General features: G+C 72.0%; 16 protein-coding genes, 3 tRNA genes and 1 pseudogene. 12 read left to right on the top strand and 8 right to left on the bottom strand.

Annotation, left to right across the window (positions count from 1 at the left end; translation table 11 throughout):
• Positions 1 to 9: 9 nt before the first annotated feature.
• On the top strand, positions 10 to 1128 hold the full coding sequence (locus tag ID554_RS14890; RefSeq protein WP_117229969.1) for a LysM peptidoglycan-binding domain-containing protein: 1119 nt from the start codon (positions 10 to 12) through the stop codon (positions 1126 to 1128).
• Between the two features lie 51 nt (positions 1129 to 1179).
• Here ID554_RS14890 and ID554_RS14885 read toward each other — a convergent pair whose 3' ends face one another.
• From ID554_RS14885 to ID554_RS14870, 4 genes and pseudogenes are all read right to left on the bottom strand, one after another.
• Complete coding sequence (locus ID554_RS14885) at positions 1180 to 2031, bottom strand: Rieske (2Fe-2S) protein (protein ID WP_117229970.1); 852 nt, start codon at positions 2029 to 2031, stop codon at positions 1180 to 1182.
• 338 nt (positions 2032 to 2369) lie between these two features.
• Positions 2370 to 3023 (bottom strand): annotated as a pseudogene (locus ID554_RS14880) (FAD-dependent oxidoreductase); the annotation flags it as partial.
• A gap of 54 nt (positions 3024 to 3077) precedes the next feature.
• Entirely contained in the window at positions 3078 to 4400 is a 1323-nt protein-coding gene (locus ID554_RS14875; RefSeq protein ID WP_117229971.1) for a cryptochrome/photolyase family protein, read from the bottom strand.
• Entirely contained in the window at positions 4397 to 5308 is a 912-nt protein-coding gene (locus ID554_RS14870; RefSeq protein ID WP_117229972.1) for a phytoene/squalene synthase family protein, read from the bottom strand. Before ID554_RS14870 ends, ID554_RS14875 begins: the two co-directional genes overlap by 4 nt.
• 65 nt (positions 5309 to 5373) lie before the next feature.
• Here ID554_RS14870 and ID554_RS14865 point away from each other — a divergent pair, with 65 nt between their 5' ends.
• The 9 genes from ID554_RS14865 (at position 5374) to ID554_RS14825 (ending at position 11645) form a co-directional block, all read left to right on the top strand.
• Positions 5374 to 6525, top strand: a complete 1152-nt coding sequence (locus ID554_RS14865) for a polyprenyl synthetase family protein (RefSeq protein WP_117229973.1) — start codon at positions 5374 to 5376, stop codon at positions 6523 to 6525.
• A gap of 14 nt (positions 6526 to 6539) precedes the next feature.
• Positions 6540 to 8021, top strand: coding sequence for a phytoene desaturase family protein (crtI, locus tag ID554_RS14860; RefSeq protein ID WP_191088837.1), 1482 nt, complete (start codon positions 6540 to 6542; stop codon positions 8019 to 8021).
• A gap of 16 nt (positions 8022 to 8037) precedes the next feature.
• Positions 8038 to 8616, top strand: a complete 579-nt coding sequence (gene idi / locus ID554_RS14855; RefSeq protein WP_117229975.1) for an isopentenyl-diphosphate Delta-isomerase — start codon at positions 8038 to 8040, stop codon at positions 8614 to 8616.
• Positions 8606 to 9541, top strand: coding sequence for a MerR family transcriptional regulator (locus tag ID554_RS14850; RefSeq protein ID WP_117229976.1), 936 nt, complete (start codon positions 8606 to 8608; stop codon positions 9539 to 9541). Before idi ends, ID554_RS14850 begins: the two co-directional genes overlap by 11 nt.
• Before the next feature lie 156 nt (positions 9542 to 9697).
• Complete coding sequence (locus tag ID554_RS14845) at positions 9698 to 10480, top strand: polysaccharide deacetylase family protein (RefSeq protein ID WP_117229977.1); 783 nt, start codon at positions 9698 to 9700, stop codon at positions 10478 to 10480.
• Between the two features lie 153 nt (positions 10481 to 10633).
• Positions 10634 to 10706, top strand: a tRNA-Glu gene (locus ID554_RS14840).
• A 33-nt stretch (positions 10707 to 10739) separates the two neighbouring features.
• A tRNA-Asp gene (locus ID554_RS14835) sits at positions 10740 to 10813 on the top strand.
• A gap of 103 nt (positions 10814 to 10916) precedes the next feature.
• A tRNA-Phe gene (locus ID554_RS14830) sits at positions 10917 to 10990 on the top strand.
• Positions 10991 to 11132: 142 nt separating this feature from the next.
• Positions 11133 to 11645, top strand: a complete 513-nt coding sequence (locus ID554_RS14825; RefSeq protein WP_117229978.1) for an SRPBCC family protein — start codon at positions 11133 to 11135, stop codon at positions 11643 to 11645.
• Between the two features lie 18 nt (positions 11646 to 11663).
• On the opposite strand, the gene ID554_RS14820 is transcribed toward ID554_RS14825, so the two are convergent.
• A complete protein-coding gene (locus ID554_RS14820) occupies positions 11664 to 12053 on the bottom strand; it encodes a hypothetical protein (protein ID WP_117229998.1) in 390 nt (129 codons plus the stop codon).
• 154 nt (positions 12054 to 12207) lie between these two features.
• Between ID554_RS14820 and ID554_RS14815 the strand changes: the two genes are divergently transcribed.
• Positions 12208 to 13548, top strand: coding sequence for an ABC transporter substrate-binding protein (locus ID554_RS14815; RefSeq protein ID WP_117229979.1), 1341 nt, complete (start codon positions 12208 to 12210; stop codon positions 13546 to 13548).
• A 65-nt stretch (positions 13549 to 13613) separates the two neighbouring features.
• Here the strand turns inward: ID554_RS14815 and ID554_RS14810 are convergent, their stop codons facing one another.
• Together ID554_RS14810 and ID554_RS14805 are read right to left on the bottom strand one after the other, a co-directional pair.
• Complete coding sequence (locus ID554_RS14810; RefSeq protein WP_117229980.1) at positions 13614 to 14360, bottom strand: enoyl-CoA hydratase/isomerase family protein; 747 nt, start codon at positions 14358 to 14360, stop codon at positions 13614 to 13616.
• Positions 14357 to 15289: a 3-hydroxyacyl-CoA dehydrogenase family protein gene (locus ID554_RS14805; RefSeq protein ID WP_117229981.1), complete on the bottom strand. Its 933-nt coding sequence runs from the start codon at positions 15287 to 15289 to the stop codon at positions 14357 to 14359. Before ID554_RS14805 ends, ID554_RS14810 begins: the two co-directional genes overlap by 4 nt.
• A 192-nt stretch (positions 15290 to 15481) precedes the next feature.
• Between ID554_RS14805 and ID554_RS14800 the strand changes: the two genes are divergently transcribed.
• On the top strand, positions 15482 to 15778 hold the full coding sequence (locus ID554_RS14800) for a hypothetical protein (protein WP_117229999.1): 297 nt from the start codon (positions 15482 to 15484) through the stop codon (positions 15776 to 15778).
• 76 nt (positions 15779 to 15854) lie between these two features.
• Here ID554_RS14800 and ID554_RS14795 read toward each other — a convergent pair whose 3' ends face one another.
• The gene (locus ID554_RS14795; protein ID WP_117229982.1) at positions 15855 to 16634 is read right to left on the bottom strand and encodes a class I SAM-dependent methyltransferase; all 780 of its coding nucleotides are present in this window, start codon (positions 16632 to 16634) and stop codon (positions 15855 to 15857) included.
• Positions 16635 to 16686: the final 52 nt, after the last annotated feature.

The following is a 16686-nucleotide window of genomic DNA, read 5'->3' as shown; positions in this document are numbered from 1 at the left end:
AAGGTAGCCATGGCCGCATCGGGTGGCACCGCCGTACGGCGGGTCGGTCGGGTGCTGACCGGATTCGGCGCACTGGTGGTGCTGATCGGCCTGCTGGTCGGCGGTCCGATCGCGTTGCTGGCGTTCGCCGGCAATCCACTGCCGGACCACGTGCCCACACTCGCGGAGATCGGCACCACGCTGACCAGCCGGGACGACGGGCAGCTCTTCCTGCGGGCGCTGGCGATCGTCGGCTGGTTCGGCTGGGCCACCTTCGCCCTGTCGGTGCTCGTGGAGTTGGGCGCGCAGTCGCTGCGCCGCCCGGCGCCCCGGCTGCCCGGGATGGGTCGGCAGCAACGGGCGGCGGCGGCCCTGGTCGGCTCGGTCGCGTTGATCATTGCCGCCAGCCCAGCGGCCACCGCCGCCACCACGGCATACACCGCCCCCACCTACTCCGCGCCGGTGGCGGCCACCGCGACGCTCGCCCGGCCGGCAACGACGACGCTGTCCGGGCCGGCCACGGCGTTCGAGCCGGTGGTGGCGCGGGCGGAACGCGCGACGTCCGATGTGCCGGTCTACAAGGTGGCAAAGGGCGATTACCTCGGCAAGGTGGCCGACCGGTATCTCGACGACTTCGAGGACTACCGGAAGCTGGCCGCGCTCAACAACTTGCGGGATCCGGACCGGATCCGCCCCGGTCAACTGATCACGTTGCCGACCGACGCGAACGACCAGGGTGCCCGGCCGCATGCCACCGGCCGGCTGGTCGGTCAGCAGGCCCGCCCCGGACCCACGCCGGAGCAGTCGCGTCCGACGCCGTCGAAGCCGGACGTGGAGCAGCCGGAGTCGGCCGCGCCCACGCCGCCGCCTCCCGCCGCCACCCCGCAGGGGCGGCCGGCACCGCACGACGAGGCGCCAAAGGACCACCCGCCGGTGGTGACGGTGGGTGCGGCGCGGGCCGGTGAACCCGACCGGGTGAACCGTCCGCTCGCCATCTCCGCGGTACTCGCCGTGGCCAGCATCGTCGGGGCGCAGATCGGTGCGGTGCTGGGCCTGCGGTGCCGGCCGGTCGCCGTGTCCGTCCCCCGGCAGCCGGTACGGCGCGGTCAGCCCCGGGAACTTCCGGCGGGCCGCCACCGCAAGGACTGACCGGACCCACCGCCCCTTGCCGGGCCGGCCGTCGCCGGTCGGCACCGCGCCTCACGGCAGCCGGGCCTCCACCCGGCCCTCGACCAGCCGGGTCGGCAGGGTCTGCTGATCGTTGGAGGACGGGCCGTGCACCACCTCGCCGCCGTTGAGGCGGAAGGTGCTGCCGTGCCACGGGCACACCACGCAGGCGTGGCCGTCGATCTCGGTGACCTCGCCCTCGCCGAGCGGGCCGCTCTGGTGCGGGCAGCGTTCCAGCATCACCGTGACGTCGTCGCCGTGCCGGTACAGGATCACCGAGACGTCGTCCACCTTGCGGGTCACCAGTTGCCGCTGCGGCAGCGTGGCCATCTCGGCGACCGAGTGCCAGCCGTCGCTGATCAGGTGCAGGTCGGAGACGCTCACGTTCACCTGGGCACCCTGCTTGTACGCCAGATGTCCGCCGAGGTACGCACCGGCACCGGCGGCACCGAGCCCGAGCCAGCCGAGCGTACGGCCGAGTTGGTGGCGGCCGGACAGCCGCGCGGCCACCGAGCCGGTGTAGAGAACCAGCGCGACGCTGTTCGACACGGCGTGCACCAGGCCGACCCGACGCTGGTCACGGGAGAGCGCCGCCCAGTCGTTGAGCCCGGCGACAGCCGCCGGCAACACGCTCACCGTGCCGATGGCGGTCAGCGTGGTGGCGGCCCGCCGCTGCCCGGGCATCAGGTCCAGGACCGCTGCACTCATCCAGGATCCCACCGGCACCTGCACCATCGCCGGGTGCAGCGGATGGCCCAGCCAGACGCCGTGCAGCAGGTCCCTGATCCGCTGCCCGCGCAGGGTGCCCTGCACCGCTCGCTGCAACCGGTCACCGAAACGGTCCAGCCCGGACGCTTGCTCGATCTTCGTCAACAACGCTCGCACCCGTACCGACTTCCCGCCGTATGCCGTCGCAAACCGGTCGTCTGGGACGAACCGTCGGCGAGGTGGCAGGTCGTCCCGGACGGTCCACCGGGAACCTGTTTTCTGAGCTCGGTGAGCATGCGCAGAAACGATCGACCTCAGTCGACCGGACGCCAACCTCAAGAATGGCCGGCGGTGCGGGGGCCGCGGTGAGGACGAGGCCGACCGCGACGAGCACGGCGGTCAGCCGGGTACGGAGTCTGGACATGGGGGATCGACACCTTCTTCCGGGATGTGGAGAGGCGTTACCGGGTGGCGCTCTTGCGGCGTGGGTGGACCCCGCCTCGGCGTGCGGGGCCCACCCCGGACGCCTCCGACTCCTCCACCGCGAGCACCCGGTCGTACGCCTCGACCACGGTGACGCGTACGCCGAAACGGGCGAACACCTGGGACAGCTCCAGGCCGATCGCCCCGCCGCCGAGCACCAGCAGCGACTCGGGCAGCTCCGCGACCTCGACGGCCTCCCGGTTCGTCCAGTACGGCGTACCGGCCAACCTGTCGATCGGCGGCACCGACGGCGCGGTGCCGGCGCCCAGCACGATCCCGTACCGGGCCTGGTAGACCCGGTCACCGACGCGTACCCGACCCGACCCGTCGAGCCGGCCGCTGCCCCGGACGAACCGCCCGCCCTTGCCGCTGAACCGTTCCACGGCGACCCGGTCGTCCCAGTCGTCGGTGGCCTCCGCGCGGATCCGCTGCGCCACCGGCGCCCAGTCCGGCCGGACCTGGGCGGTGCCGGCCAGCCCCTCGACCCGTCGGACCTCGGCCAGCGCGTTCGCCGCCCGGATCATCATCTTGCTCGGGATGCAGCCCCAGTACGGGCACTCCCCGCCCACCAGGTTCCGCTCGACGCCGACCACGGTGAGACCGGCCTCGGCGAGTCGACCGGCCACCTCCTCACCGCCGACGCCGAGCCCGAGTACGACCACGTCCACGACTTCCGGCTCCGCCATGCCGTCAGCATCGCGCACCACGCGTCCACCGACCACCCGGCCACGCGGAGCGCCTCAGCGCAACCAGACTGGATCCACCGTGCGCGCCACCGAGGGCGGCGGGTAGTCCAGGCTCCGGCGGAGCGCCTCGGGCAGCCGCCACGGCTGGTGCACCGCCTTGCCGGACACCGCCGCCAACTCCGGCACCCACCGCCGCACGTATTCGCCCTCCGGGTCGTACCGTTCGGCCTGCCGGATCGGATTGAACCCCCGGTACGGCCTGGTGTCGTTGCCGGTACCGGCCACCCACTGCCAGTTGCCCGAGTTGTTGGCCACGTCCCCGTCGAGCAGCCACCGGGAGTAGACCGCCAGCCCGGTGCGCCAGTCCAGGCCGAGCGACTTGGTCAGGTAGCCGGCGGTGATCAGGCGGGCTCGGTTGTGCAGCCAGCCCTCCGCCCGCAGCTGCCGCATCCCAGCGTCCACGATCGGCACGCCGGTGCGGCCCACCGTCCAGTCCGCGATCGCGTCGTCGTCGTACCGCCACTGCTCGGTGGCGCCCCGCCGGTAGGCCGTCCGGGCGATGTCCGGGAAGGCGGCGGTGACCTGGTAGTAGAAGTCCCGCCAGCAGAGCTGCCGGACGAACGGCGAGGCGCGGTCACCGGCCCGGTTCGCCACGGTCAGCGGCGACAGGCAGCCGAACCGCAGGTAGGGGCTGAGCCGGGAGGTGGCGTCACCGGCCATGTCGTCGTGCCGGTCGCCGTAGTCGGCCAGGTGCGGCACCCACCGGTCGAGCCGGCGCCGGGCCTCCGTCTCGCCGCCCACCGCCGCCTCCGGCGACTCACCGCCGGGCACCGCCGGGAGGCGGCCCACCCGCGCCCCGTCCGGCAGCACCACCCGCGACGGCACCGCCAGTTCGTCGCGCCACCGCTGCCCACTCCAGGCCCGGTGGTACGGGCTGAACACCCGGTAGTGGTCACCACTGTTCGGCGTCGACGCCCCCGGCTCGACCACCGTAAGGCCGGGGAAGAAGCGCAGGTGCAGCCGGTGCCGGGCGCACTCGGCGCGCAGCCGGTCGGCCCGCCGGGCGGCGTACCGCGAGACGTCGGCCGACAACGCCACGGCCTCGGCACCGAGCTCCCCGGCCAACCGGACCGTCTCGGCCACCGGGTCGCCGTGCCGCAGCACCAGGTCACCGCCGAGCCGGCGCAGCGCGTGGCGCAGGTCGGCGAGACTCTGATGCAGGAAGCGGGTGCGGTTGGACGACAGCCGCGTCAACGCCGGGTCCAGCACGTACAGCGGCGCCACCCGGTCGAAGGCGGCGCAGCTCGTCGCCAGCGCCGGATGGTCGTGCACCCGCAGGTCGCGGGTGAACAGCACGACGGCGGTACGCCCGCTCACCGCAGCCGGGGCCCGGGCAGCTCGACCGGCGTTCCGGCCGGGGTGAGCAGGGCACGGGAGGCGACCGCCAGCCGACGCCGCCGGGGCACGGTGGCCCGCCGGACGAACACGTCGTAGTCCTGCGCGGCGACCTCGTCGAGGATTCCGCCGTACAGCGCGTACGCGGTGCGGATGCATGCCTGCGAGGCGGGGTCGAGCAGGAGCACCCCCGGTGCGGCGGCGGCGTAGTGCGTCTGGGCGCGGGCCACCTCGTGCCGGATCAACTTCCGCACCGGTTCGTTGCTCCGACCCGCCGCCTGGCAGGCCACCAGGTCCTCGTGGGTCACCCCGAAGGCGTCCAGGTCCTCCTCCGGCAGATACGTCCGCCCACGGTCCAGGTCCTCGGCGACGTCCCGGATGAAGTTGGTGAGCTGGAACGCGAAGCCCAGTTGACGGGCTGGCTCCCGGGCCGCCGCCGGGGCGGAGCTGCCCAGGACGGGCAGCATCATCGTGCCGATGACCGCCGCCGAGCCCTCCATGTAGTCCAGCAGGTGGTCGTAGGTACGGTAGGAGGCCACGGTCAGGTCCATCGCCATGCTCTTGAGGAACGCGGCGAAGTCCTCCCGGTCCAGGTCGAACACGGCGATGGTGTGCAGCACCGCCGGCAGCAGCGGGTCGTCGACCTGCTCGCCGTGCAGACCGGCGATGAACCGGCCGCCCCAGTCGTCCAGTCGGGCGGCACGGGCCGGCGGCGGCAACGCCTCTGTCCGGTCCACGATCTCGTCCGCGTACCGAGTGAATCCATATAAGGCGTGCACATGCCGCCGTTTCCATGCGGGTAGTAGGCGGGTGGCGAGATAGTAGGTGCGGCCGTGGTGTTTGTGCAGCTCACGACACCTCTCGTAGGCGGCAGTGAGATCCGTTTCCACGGGCCCTCCTCAAGAATCGACGCACCAATCGACGCAACTTGAAACCTTAGGGTACGCTCAGCCGCATGGCCAGCGACCGACTTACCGGTAACCTGCTTCGCGTGGGGCCTGAGCAGCCGGTCGGAAACGATGATCCGATCCGGGCCGTTCTGGCCGCTTACACCCGGGATCTCATCACCGCCGTCGATGAGACCCTCACCGACTTCCTGGCCGCTGAGGTCGACGCGCTGACCGAAATCGACGCGGCGATGGGCGGATTCGCCGCAACCGCACGTGACTACGTCCTCGCCGGCGGCAAGCGGGTCCGCCCCACGTTCGCCTACTGGGGATGGCGCGGCGCCGTCGGCGACGAACCCCTGGCCCCGGTGCTGCCCGCACTGGCCACGTTGGAACTGCTGCACACCTTCGCGTTGGTGCACGACGACGTGATGGACGCGTCCGCCACCCGTCGCGGCCGCCCCACCGTGCACGTGGCGTTGGCCGCCCAGCACGCCGCCGCCGGCCGCAACGGCGACTCGCGCCGCTTCGGGGAGGCTGTCGCGGTGCTGATCGGCGACCTCTGCATGGTCTGGGCCGACCAGTTGCTGTCCCGCGCCGCCCTCCCCCCGGGCCGACTCCTCGCGGTACGCCGCGGGTACGACCGGATGCGGGTGGAGACGGTCGCCGGGCAGTACCTCGACATCCTCGGCGAGGCCGACCCGGCGAGTTGGTCGGTCGACCGGGCGCTGCGGGTGGCCCGCTACAAGACCGCCAGCTACACCGTCCAGCGCCCCCTGATCTTCGGCGCCAGCCTGGCCGGTGTCACCGACGACGCCCGCCTGACCGCGGCGTACACCTCCTACGGCCTCTGCATCGGCGAGGCATTCCAGCTCCGCGACGACCTGCTCGGCGTGTACGGCGACCCGGTCACCACCGGCAAGCCGGCCGGCGACGACCTGCGTACCGGCAAGCCGACCGCGCTGCTCGTGCTGGCTCGACAGATGGCCACTCCGGCGCAGCTGCGGGAGCTGGACGGCACCGGCGACCCGGTCGGCGAGTCGGAGGTCGCCCGGCTGGCGGAGGTGGTCGTCGACACCGGCGCGGTGGAGCGGATCGAGCGGATGATCGACGAGCGGGTCGAGGAGGCGCTGGCGGCGCTCGACACGGCCGCCGTGGACGAGACCGCGCGGGTGGCCCTGGCCGGTCTCGCGGCGTTGGCCACTGCGCGGAGGGCATGATGGGGAGGTCGTCGGTGCGGACTGTGGACGGGCGCACGGATCGGGTGGTGGTCGTCGGGGCGGGCCTCGGCGGTTTGGCCTGCGCGCTGCACCTGGCCGGCAGCGGACGGCAGGTGACCCTGCTGGAACGCGAGCCGGTGCCGGGCGGACGAGCCGGGCGGCTCAGCGTGGACGGCTACGAGTTCGACACCGGCCCGACCGTGCTCACCATGCCCGACCTGATCGCCGAGGCGCTCGGCGCGGTGGGCGAGGAACTGTCCGACTGGGTCGACCTGATGCCGCTCGACCCGGCCTACCGCGCCTACTACCCGGACGGCTCCACGCTCGACGTGGTGACCGACACCGCCCGGATGGCGGCGGAGATCTCCCGGGTCTGCGGTCCCCGGGAGGCGGACGGCTACCTGCGGTTCGTGGACTTCGCCCGCAACCTGTGGCGGCTGGAGCGGGCCGACTTCATCGAGCGCAACCTCGACGCCCCCACCGACCTGCTCACCGCCAACCTGCTCAAACTGGTCGCCACCGGCGCCTTCCGGCGCCTCCAGACCAAGATCGACCAATTCTTCCGCGATCCGAGGACCCGGCGCATCTTCTCCTTCCAGGCGATGTACGCCGGTCTCGCCCCGCACGACGCGCTGGCCATCTACGCGGTCATCGCGTACCTCGACTCGGTGGCCGGGGTCTACTTCCCGCGCGGCGGCGTCCACGCGGTCTCGCGCGGGCTGGCCGGCGCCGCCGAGAAGCACGGCGTCAAGATCCGGTACGGCACCACGGTGACCCGGGTGGAGACCTCCAACGGCCGGGCCACCGGCGTGCTGACCGCCGACGGCGAGTTCGTCCCCGCCGACGTGGTGGTTCTCAACCCCGACCTTCCGGTGGCCTACCGCGACCTGCTGCCAGCGAGCCGGCAACGCCGGTTGACCTACTCGCCGTCCTGCGTCGTGCTGCACGTCGGCTCGAACCAGGGTTACCGGCGCATCGCGCACCACAACATCCACTTCGGGCGCTCCTGGAAGGGCACGTTCGACGAGGTCATCCGGCGCGGTGAGCTGATGAGCGACCCGTCCCTGCTGGTCACCAACCCGAGCCGGACGGACGCGGCGGTGGCCCCCACCGGGCGGCACACCTACTACGTGCTCGCCCCGGTGCCCAACCTGGAACGGGCGCCGTTCGACTGGCGCGGCGACCTCACCGCCCGGTACACCGACCAGCTCGTCGCCACCCTTGAGGAGCGCGGCTACGTCGGCTTCGGCGCGGGCGTCGAGGTGCTCCGGGCGATCACCCCGGCCGAGTGGGCGAAGCAGGGCATGGCGGCCGGCACCCCGTTCGCCGCCGCGCACACCCTGTTCCAGACCGGCCCGTTCCGCCCGTCCAACCTGCACCCGTCGCTGTCCAACGTGGTCTTCGTCGGCTCGGGCACCCAGCCCGGCGTCGGAGTCCCTATGGTGCTCATCTCGGGCAAGCTGACCGCCGGTCGCATCACCGGTGGTGACCGGTGAACGAAGGATGGCTCTGATGTCACTGTCGCGGGAAGCTCACCTGGTCGAACTGGTCAACGAGGCGGGCCGGCGGACGGGGTCGGCGACCGTGGCCGCCGCCCACCAGGCACCCGGTCTACTGCACCGCGCCTTCTCGGTGCTGCTCGTCTCGCCGGACGGCCGGGTCCTGCTCCAACGCCGCGCCGCCGCGAAGACACGGTTCCCACTGCGCTGGGCCAACTCGTGCTGCGGTCACCCGCGACCAGGCGAGGGCGTGGCCGAGTCCGCCAACCGCCGGTTGCGCGAGGAACTCGGCGTCGCCCCGGTGACGCTCACCGAGGTCGGGGTCTATGTGTACCGCGCCGAGGATCCCGCCACCGGACGGGTCGAAGTCGAGTACGACCACGTCCTGCGCGGTGAGTTCTCGCCGGACGCACCACTGACCCCCGAGCCTGGCGAGGTCGCCGAGCTGCGCTGGGTCGACCCCGTGACGCTGACCACCCAGCTCGTCCGCGACCCCGACGCGTACGCGCCGTGGCTGGCCGGAGTGGTCGACCGTCTGCTGAATCCCTCGGTCACGGTCGGCGACGCGTCGGAGCGGTCAGGTGGCCGATGAGGCGCTGAGCGCGGGGGCGGTCGCCCGGCGACTCGGCGTCGCGGTGACCACCCTGCGCACCTGGCACCAACGCTACGGCCTCGGGCCCAGCGAACACGTACCCGGACACCACCGTCGCTACACGCCGGCCGACCTGGCGCGGCTGGAGGTCATGCGACGGCTCACCTGTGAAGGGGTCAGTCCGGCTGAGGCGGCCCGCTGGGCCCGGCAGACCCCCGTCACGACGGCGAACGGCGTCGCCCGGTCGAGAACCGCGCGGGACGGCGGGGGCCACACCATCCCGGTGGGCCGCGCCGGTCCGGCGGCGCGCGGTCTGGCCCGCGCCGCGATGCGGCTGGACTCGGCCGCGATCGACGAGACGATCTCCCGCAGCCTGGCCGGCGATGGTGTGATCGACACCTGGGACAAGCTGCTGCGTCCGGTGCTGGCCGGTATCGGGCAGCGGCACGCCGCGACCGCCGCGCTGATCGAGGTGGAGCACCTGATGTCGCGCTGCGTCTCGGCGGCGTTCGCCGCGACCACGGCCACCCGTCCCGCCCTCGGGTCACCTCGCATCCTGTTGTCCTGCGCCGACGAGGAGCAGCACAGCCTGCCGCTGGAGGCGCTGGCAGCCGCGCTGGCCGAGATCGGTGTCGGGCACCGGTTGCTCGGTGCCCGGGTTCCGGTGGCGGCACTGCTGGAGGCGATCGACCGGACCGGACCGGCCGCCGTGGTGGTCTGGTCGCACACCCGGGCCACGGCCGACCCCGCCCAGCTCAGCGCCCTGCTCACCGCTCCCCGTCGGCCACTGCTGGTCCTCGCGGCCGGTCCGGGCTGGCGGGCCGAGAGCCTGCCGGCCGGGGTGATCCGCCCGATCGACCTGACCGAGGCGGTGTCGCTCGTCGTCGCCGTACGCGACTCGCTCGACCATCCGGCCGCATCCTGATCGAAATTTCGGGTGCCTTTGCGGGCTTCTGTATGCGTTCAGGGCTTTCGGTCGGCACGGAAAGCGGGGGCGTCCTGACCCGGCGTTTGTCTACTCAAACCGGGTGAACTAGCGTCGGGCAGTCCGCCGAACCCGAACCCCTCTCGGGAGCGAACGATGCGTACCCGTGTCCTGCTCGCGTGTGCCACGAGCCTGGTCCTGCTGGTGACCGGCTGCGGCGATGGCGGAAAGTCGCCCGAGGCGACCGCCCCGTCCAGCCCTCCTCCGTCGGCCGCACTGCCGCCGGAGCCGTCGCCGTCACCGACGCTCGCACCGACCAAGCCCCCGTTGCGGGCGCTGCCGGCGAAGCTGCCGGCCGGGCTGATCCGCACCACCGGGACCGAGGAGGTGGCACTCACCTTCGACGACGGGCCCGATCCCACCTGGACGCCGAAGGTGCTCGACCGCCTCAAAGAGGCCGGCGTCACCGCCACCTTCTGCGTGGTCGGCGTCCAGGTCCGCAAGCATCCCGACCTGCTCCGGCGGATCGTCCGGGAGGGGCACCAGCTCTGCAACCACAGCTGGAACCACGACCTCGACCTCGCCCGGCGTCCGATCGCCGAGATCCGCGCCGACCTGGTACGGACGACCAGGGAGATCCGGCGGGCGGTGCCCGACGCGGAGATCCCGTTCTACCGCCAGCCCGGCGGCCGGTGGACCGCCGAGGTGGTCCGGGTCGCCAAACGGCTGGACATGCGGTCGCTGCACTGGACGGTGGATCCGAAGGACTGGGCCAGGCCGACCGCCGCCACGATCGAGAAGCGGGTGATGCGCACCGCCAAGCCCGGCGCTGTGGTGCTGCTGCACGACGGAGGCGGTAACCGGGCCGCCACCCTCGCCGCCTGCGCCAAGATGATCGCCGGTCTGAAGCGCGACCTCGGCATCAAGCAGCTCAGCTAGACCCACCCTGAGCTGCGGTTTCACCAAACGTGGCGGCGTGAGCCATACCGGTTTGGTCGACCGGTCGGACATCACGTATGCTTTCCAAGCCTCCGGCGGGGCCGGATGGGAGCAAGTCCGCTCACGTTGCGAATGTGCAATGATAGCGGGGCCGCCCTCATCGTCTAGCGGCCCAGGACGCCGCCCTTTCAAGGCGGTAGCACGGGTTCGAATCCCGTTGGGGGCACGGTCCGGCTTCGGCCGGCTGCAACACCAGCTAGGTCCTGTGGAGCAGTTGGAGTGCTCGCCGCCCTGTCAAGGCGGAGGTCGCGGGTTCAAGTCCCGTCAGGACCGCAAGCGCTGACGCCGCGCAATTCGCGCGGCGTTCTGCGTACCGGGGCATGTGACCCTTCCCGGCGGGAACCTGGTGGGACGGGTAGCATGAGCCGAGCACCACGGCCAGGTAGCTCAGTTGGTACGAGCGTCCGACTGAAAATCGGAAGGTCGGCGGTTCGACCCCGCCCCTGGCCACATAGCCTTTCGCCGGGCTACAGCAACGCCGACCAGCGGATTCGCCGGTCGGCGTTCTGCTTTCCCTTTCTCCCGCTGTCGCCAGTTCCTCGACCTTGCCGGAAGCTGCGCACGCGGGCATGAGCCGGTATGGTCCGGGCCTATGGGACAGGGGATTACCGATCCGATCGACATCCGACAGGATCACGAGCGTTTCGCCATCCAGAACGCGTTGGTGGTCCCCGCCACTACCGAGCAGGCGTACGCGGTGTTCACCAACGGACTCGCCGACTGGTGGGTGACGGAGTACACCTGGTCCGGCCCGGAGGCCCTGGCCGAGCTGGGGATGGAGCAGCGGCCCGGCGGCATGCTCTACGAAATCGGCCCCTACGGTTTCCGTAGCGACTGGGGCAGGGTGCTGACCTGGGATCCGCCCCGGCGGCTGGTGTTCACCTGGCAGATCGGCGCGGACCGCGCGCCGGTGCCCGACCCCGCGCAGGCCAGCGAGGTCGAGGTGCTGTTCACGCCGGAAGGCTCCGGCACACTGGTCGAGGTCGCGCACCGGCACTTCGACCGGCACGGCCAAGCTGCCGAGGGTTACCGGCAGGCGCTGACCGCCGGCTGGCACGAGCTGTTGTCCCGGTACGCCACCACGGTGGTGCAGTCCAGGACGTGAGGCGGCGGGCCCGTCGGGTCAGGCGGCCCGGTGCCGCAGGGTGGCCACCGTCGAGCCGGCCAAGGTCAGCAGGCACTCCGGCAGCAGCCCGTCGGCCACCGCCGCACCGAACAGGGCGCGGGCCGTGTCGAGGTCCGAGTTGGCGTACGCGCTGACGAAGCGGGCCACCCAGCGGGCGTCGTACTCGGCCTGGTCGATGTCGGGGAATTCGAGCGCACAGGCGCCGGGCGGCACCGGATCACCGACCATCGTCGCGGCCAGGCACCACGCTACGTCGTACGCCCCGACGAGACCGGCCCGGTCCACCACCGCGTCGAATGTCCCGACCACACCGTCGGAGTTGCCGTCGAGCGCCGAACTCAGAATGGCGGCGGCATCGTCGTACGTCTGCTGTGGCGAGTCGGTCACCCACCGCACGGTAGGGGGCCGGGTCAAGCAACCATCGAGGGCTACTCTCCGTAGTCGGCGGGGGCGACCTGCGGATAGACATGCCTCCACGGTCCCGTCGCGCGTCACGGCACGTTAGTCTGCGCAGCGGACCTTCGCCGTAGGAAGGACGACGATGCACATGTCACGCGGCACGCGGGCGGCAATCCTGGCCACCTGCGCCACCCTCCTGCTCGCCACCAGCGCATGCGGGAACGACCAGGCCGAGGAGGCGAGCGCCAACCAGGTGCGCCTCTACGGTACGGACGGCAACATGCTCAACTCGTACCCGGAAGAGTTGAAGGATCGCGCCAACCTGGTCGACGGCATGAAGGGCACCACCCCCCTGACACCGCTGCCGGAGAACTTCAAGAACCGGCTACGGTCCGTCGACGCAGGGCTGACCGACTTCCTCTACGCCGCCGAGGCGTACGACGCGGTGGTGATCAGCGCCCTCGCGACGGAACTCGCCGGCAGCACCAACCCGGCGGCCATCGCCCGGCAGATCGTCGGCGTCACCAACGACGGCACCCGCTGCGAGACCCCTGCCCAGTGTCTGCGGCTGGCCCGCGACGGCGACGACATCGAGTACCGCAGCGTCTCGATCACCCGCGCCGGGTTCACCGACGCCGGTGAACCCGCCACCGCCAGCTACGCCACCCTGCACTTCGACAACCAGCAGCTCAACGATGCCAAGACGGAGTTCGTCGGCGCCGGAGACGAGTCCGCCGCGAGCACGAAGGCGCCGCCGCGCGGCAACCGCCAGCCCGGGCGGAGCGATCCACTCGTCCTCGGCGGCCTGCTGCCCAAGACCGGCGACCTGGCGTTGGCGTATCCGCCGATGGCGGCCGGTGCGGCGCTGGCGATCAAGGAGATCAACGCGGCCGGCGGTGTGCTCGGCGAGGACGTGGTCTGGATCGACGGCGACGACGGCACCAGCCCGACGGTGGCCAGACGGACGATCGCCAACCACGTCGACGCCGGGGTGCACGTGATCATCGGAGCCGGTGCTTCCGGTATCTCCACCGCCGTCCTGCCGGACGTGGTGAAGGCCGGCCGTATCCTGTTCTCCCCGTCGAACACCGCCGCGTCGCTGACCGACGCGGACGACAACGGTCTCTACTTCCGCACCGCGCCGCCGGACAGCCTGCAGGGTCGGGCGCTGGCCGACGTGATCCTCCGCGACGGGCCGCAGAAGATCGCCATCGTGGCCCGTGCGGACGCCTACGGCGAGGGGCTTCAGGACGCCGTCCGGGCCGAGCTGGAACGGGCCGGTTTCGGCGGCGACAAGGTGAAGCTGCTCGGCTACGAGCCGGGCGAAAGCGCCGAGGCCGCTCCGATCAACTTCAGCGACGGCGCCCGGCAGATCAAGGAGTTCGGTGCCGACGCCGTACTCATCATCGGCTTCGGCGAGTCGGCCGCGGTGATCCGGGCCCTAGCCGACGCCGACGTGCCGCTGGCCGCGCTGGGCCGCTGACCCGCCCGACATCGACGGCCGCACCGGATCCTCCGGTGCGGCCGTCGTGGTGTCCACGGTCGTTCTCAGCGTCCGCGGCGGCGTTCCAGGAACTCCGTCATCCGGCGACGTTTCTCGTCGTCCTCGAAGAGCACCGCCTGGCTGACCAGGTCCAGGTGCGGGTGGGCGGCGGGCGGCGCGTCGACGGCGAGCTTGGTCAGCCGCAGCGCCAGCGCCGAACCCTTCGCCATCTCGTCGATCAGCTCGTGGGCGGCCGGCAGCAACTCCTCCGGTCCGGACACCACCCGGTTGACCAGACCGATCCGGGACGCTTCCGCGGCGTCCACCCGGCGACCGGTGAACAGCAGCTCCTTGGCCCGCGCCTCGCCGATCAGCGTCGGCAGCCGGTGCGTCGCGCCGGCACCGGCCAGGATGCCGAGCCGCACCTCCGGCTGACCGAAGACCGCCCGCTCGGTGCACACCCGCAGATCGCAGGCGTACGCCAGCTCGGCGCCGCCGCCGAGCGCGGGACCGTCGACGGCCGCCACCGTCGGCATCGGCAACGACCGGATCCGGGCGAACGCGGCCGAGTTGATCGCGGCCAGCGCGTCCAGGCGGCCCCGCTCGCGCAGTTGGCCGATGTCGGCGCCACCGGCGAAGATCCCGTCGGTGCCGCCGGTCAGCAGCAGCATCCGGGGGTGGGCCTCCAGTTCGGCACAGACCTCGTGCAGCGCGGCGATCAGGTCGGCGTCGATGGCGTTGCGCTTCTCCGGCCGGTCCAGGGTGACCACCAGCCGATCCGGGCGTTCCTCGGCCCGCAGCCCGCCGCTCATCGGGCCGTCCCCGTCCGGTCGGCGGAGGCACCGCCCGGCGTGCCGTCGCCCGCCTCGGATTGCGCCGTGCCGCCGGAGCGTACGCCGTCGGCCCAGTGGTAGAAGCCCTGCCCGGACTTCTTGCCCAGCCGACCGGCAGCCACCATCTCCACCAGCAGCGGTGGCGGCGCGAACCGGTCCCCGTACGCGGCCTGGAGGGTACGCGCGATGTCGAGGCGTACGTCCAGGCCCACCAGGTCGGTCAACTCCAACGGCCCGACCGGGTGCCGGTAGCCGAGCACCATCGCCTTGTCGATGTCGGCCGGATCGGCCACCCCGTCGGCGACCATCCGGATCGCCTCCAGGCCGAGCGCCACCCCGAGCCGGGAGGTGGCGAAGCCCGGCATGTCGCGTACCACGACCGGGTCCTTGCCGAGCCGGGTGGCGAGCGTGACGGCGGCGGCGGTGGTCTCCGACGCAGTGGCCGACCCGACCACGATCTCCAGCAGCGCCATCGCCCAGACCGGGTTGAAGAAGTGCAGCCCGCAGAAGCGTTCGGGCCGGGTCAGTCCCTCGGCCAGCTCGGCGATCGGGATGCTGGAGGTGTTGCTGCCCAGCAGGGCCGGGTGCAGCGCCTCCGCCTCGGCCAGCACGGCCCGCTTGAGGTCGAGCCGTTCCGGCACCGCCTCCACGATCACCTGCGGCTCCGCAGCCACCTCGGCGAGCCCTGCCCGCAGCGTGACGCGTTCCTGGTTCGCGGCGGCCTGTGCCACGGTCAGCTTGCCGCGCCGCACGCCCCGGTCCCACAGGTCGGCGAGTCGGGTCATGGCCGCCGCACCGCGATCCCGGTCCACCTCGACCAGTTCCACCGGGTGGCCGGCACCGGCCGCCACGTACCCGATGCCGAGACCCATGGTGCCGGCACCCACCACCACGAATCGTTCAGTCACGATGCCACCACCGCAGGGTGACGACGACACGCTCTCCGGCGCCGTCGACGCGCGGGATCGCCGCCACGCCGGAACCGGCCCGTACGCTCCGCTCAGTCATGCTGCGACCCTATGCAGCACCGACCGGACCCGATGCGTGGGGGCGGGCGGGATCGGGTACAGACCGCCGACAGCCAAGGGAAGGACGAGCAGATGAGCCAGGCACCGGAGACCACGGGCGGCGCGGGCGCCGAGGAGACCGTCGAGACGCGCGGCGACGAGCGCATCGAGTTGCTGCGCGCCGACACCAACAACGACGGCCGCACCGACGTCTGGGTGGTCGACACCGACGGTGACGGCAAGGCCGACCTGTTCCAGTTCGACACCGACGGCGACGGCAAGGTGGACGTCACGATGGTCGACATCGACGAGGACGGCCAGCCAGACGAGGTCGTCGACGGCGACGGCGGCCTGCCGCCCGAGCAGCTCCCGCCGACCATCCAGGTCTGAGGTTTCGTGCAAGGAAGGGTCCCCTGCTAACGCCTACGGCATAGCAGGGGACCCTTCCTAACATCCGCAGGATGCGTCAAGCGTCCAGGCGCAGCGTCGCGAGGTAGTACGGGGCGTCCCGGTCGTCCACGTCGGTCAGTCGCCAGGCGGTGCCCCGGACCAGCTCAACGAGTTCGTCCGGCGAGCAGACCAGGTAGTCGAACCAGGGCGTACCGAGTTCGCGGTAGCGCAGTCGCAGGCGGAGCTGCCCGCCGAGGCGGCCCCGTCGACGGTTGTGCTCGTGGTAGCCGCTGTGCAGCGGATCGGTGGTGCCGTACGGGTCGGTGCCGTGCGCGATCACCTGCGCCCCTGGGTTGGCCATCGCGGCGAGGGCCGCCAGGAAGGCGGGTGCGCGTTCCCGGCCCTCGAACAGACCGAGATTGTTGCCGAGCAACAGGAACGTGTCGTAGCGCCGCCCGCTGGCGCAGTGCTCGTCGACCGTGCCGTGCACCAGGTCGCGTACGCCCCGACGACGGCACACCGCGAGCGCGCCGGGCGAGACGTCCAGCCCGGTCACCGGTACGCCACGCTCCTGCAACAGCAGCGCGATCCGGCCGGCGCCGACGCCGACGTCCAGTGTCGCGCCGCGAGCCCGGTCCACGGCCCGGTGGTCGTGTGGTTGCCACTCCTGCGGACCGGCCAGGTAGTGCGCGGCGGGTGCCCCGTTGACCAGCCCGTCGTCCCGTTCGATGATCTCGATGACCGGTCGGGGCAGCCGCCCGCCGGCCAGCGGCCGTGGGCCGACTCCGGTCGCCACCGCCAGCGCGTCGCGCAGCAGTTCCCCGAAGACGTCACCGATCCTTGGTTCCCCCGTCACGTGCTTAACGCTAACGGGCTGCTCCGTCAGGTCCGACGCCCGTATCCTGGGC

Source organism: Micromonospora craniellae, from assembly GCF_014764405.1.
In the GTDB taxonomy this organism is placed as follows: domain Bacteria; phylum Actinomycetota; class Actinomycetes; order Mycobacteriales; family Micromonosporaceae; genus Micromonospora; species Micromonospora craniellae.
This window is presented reverse-complemented; position numbering and strand designations above follow the sequence as displayed.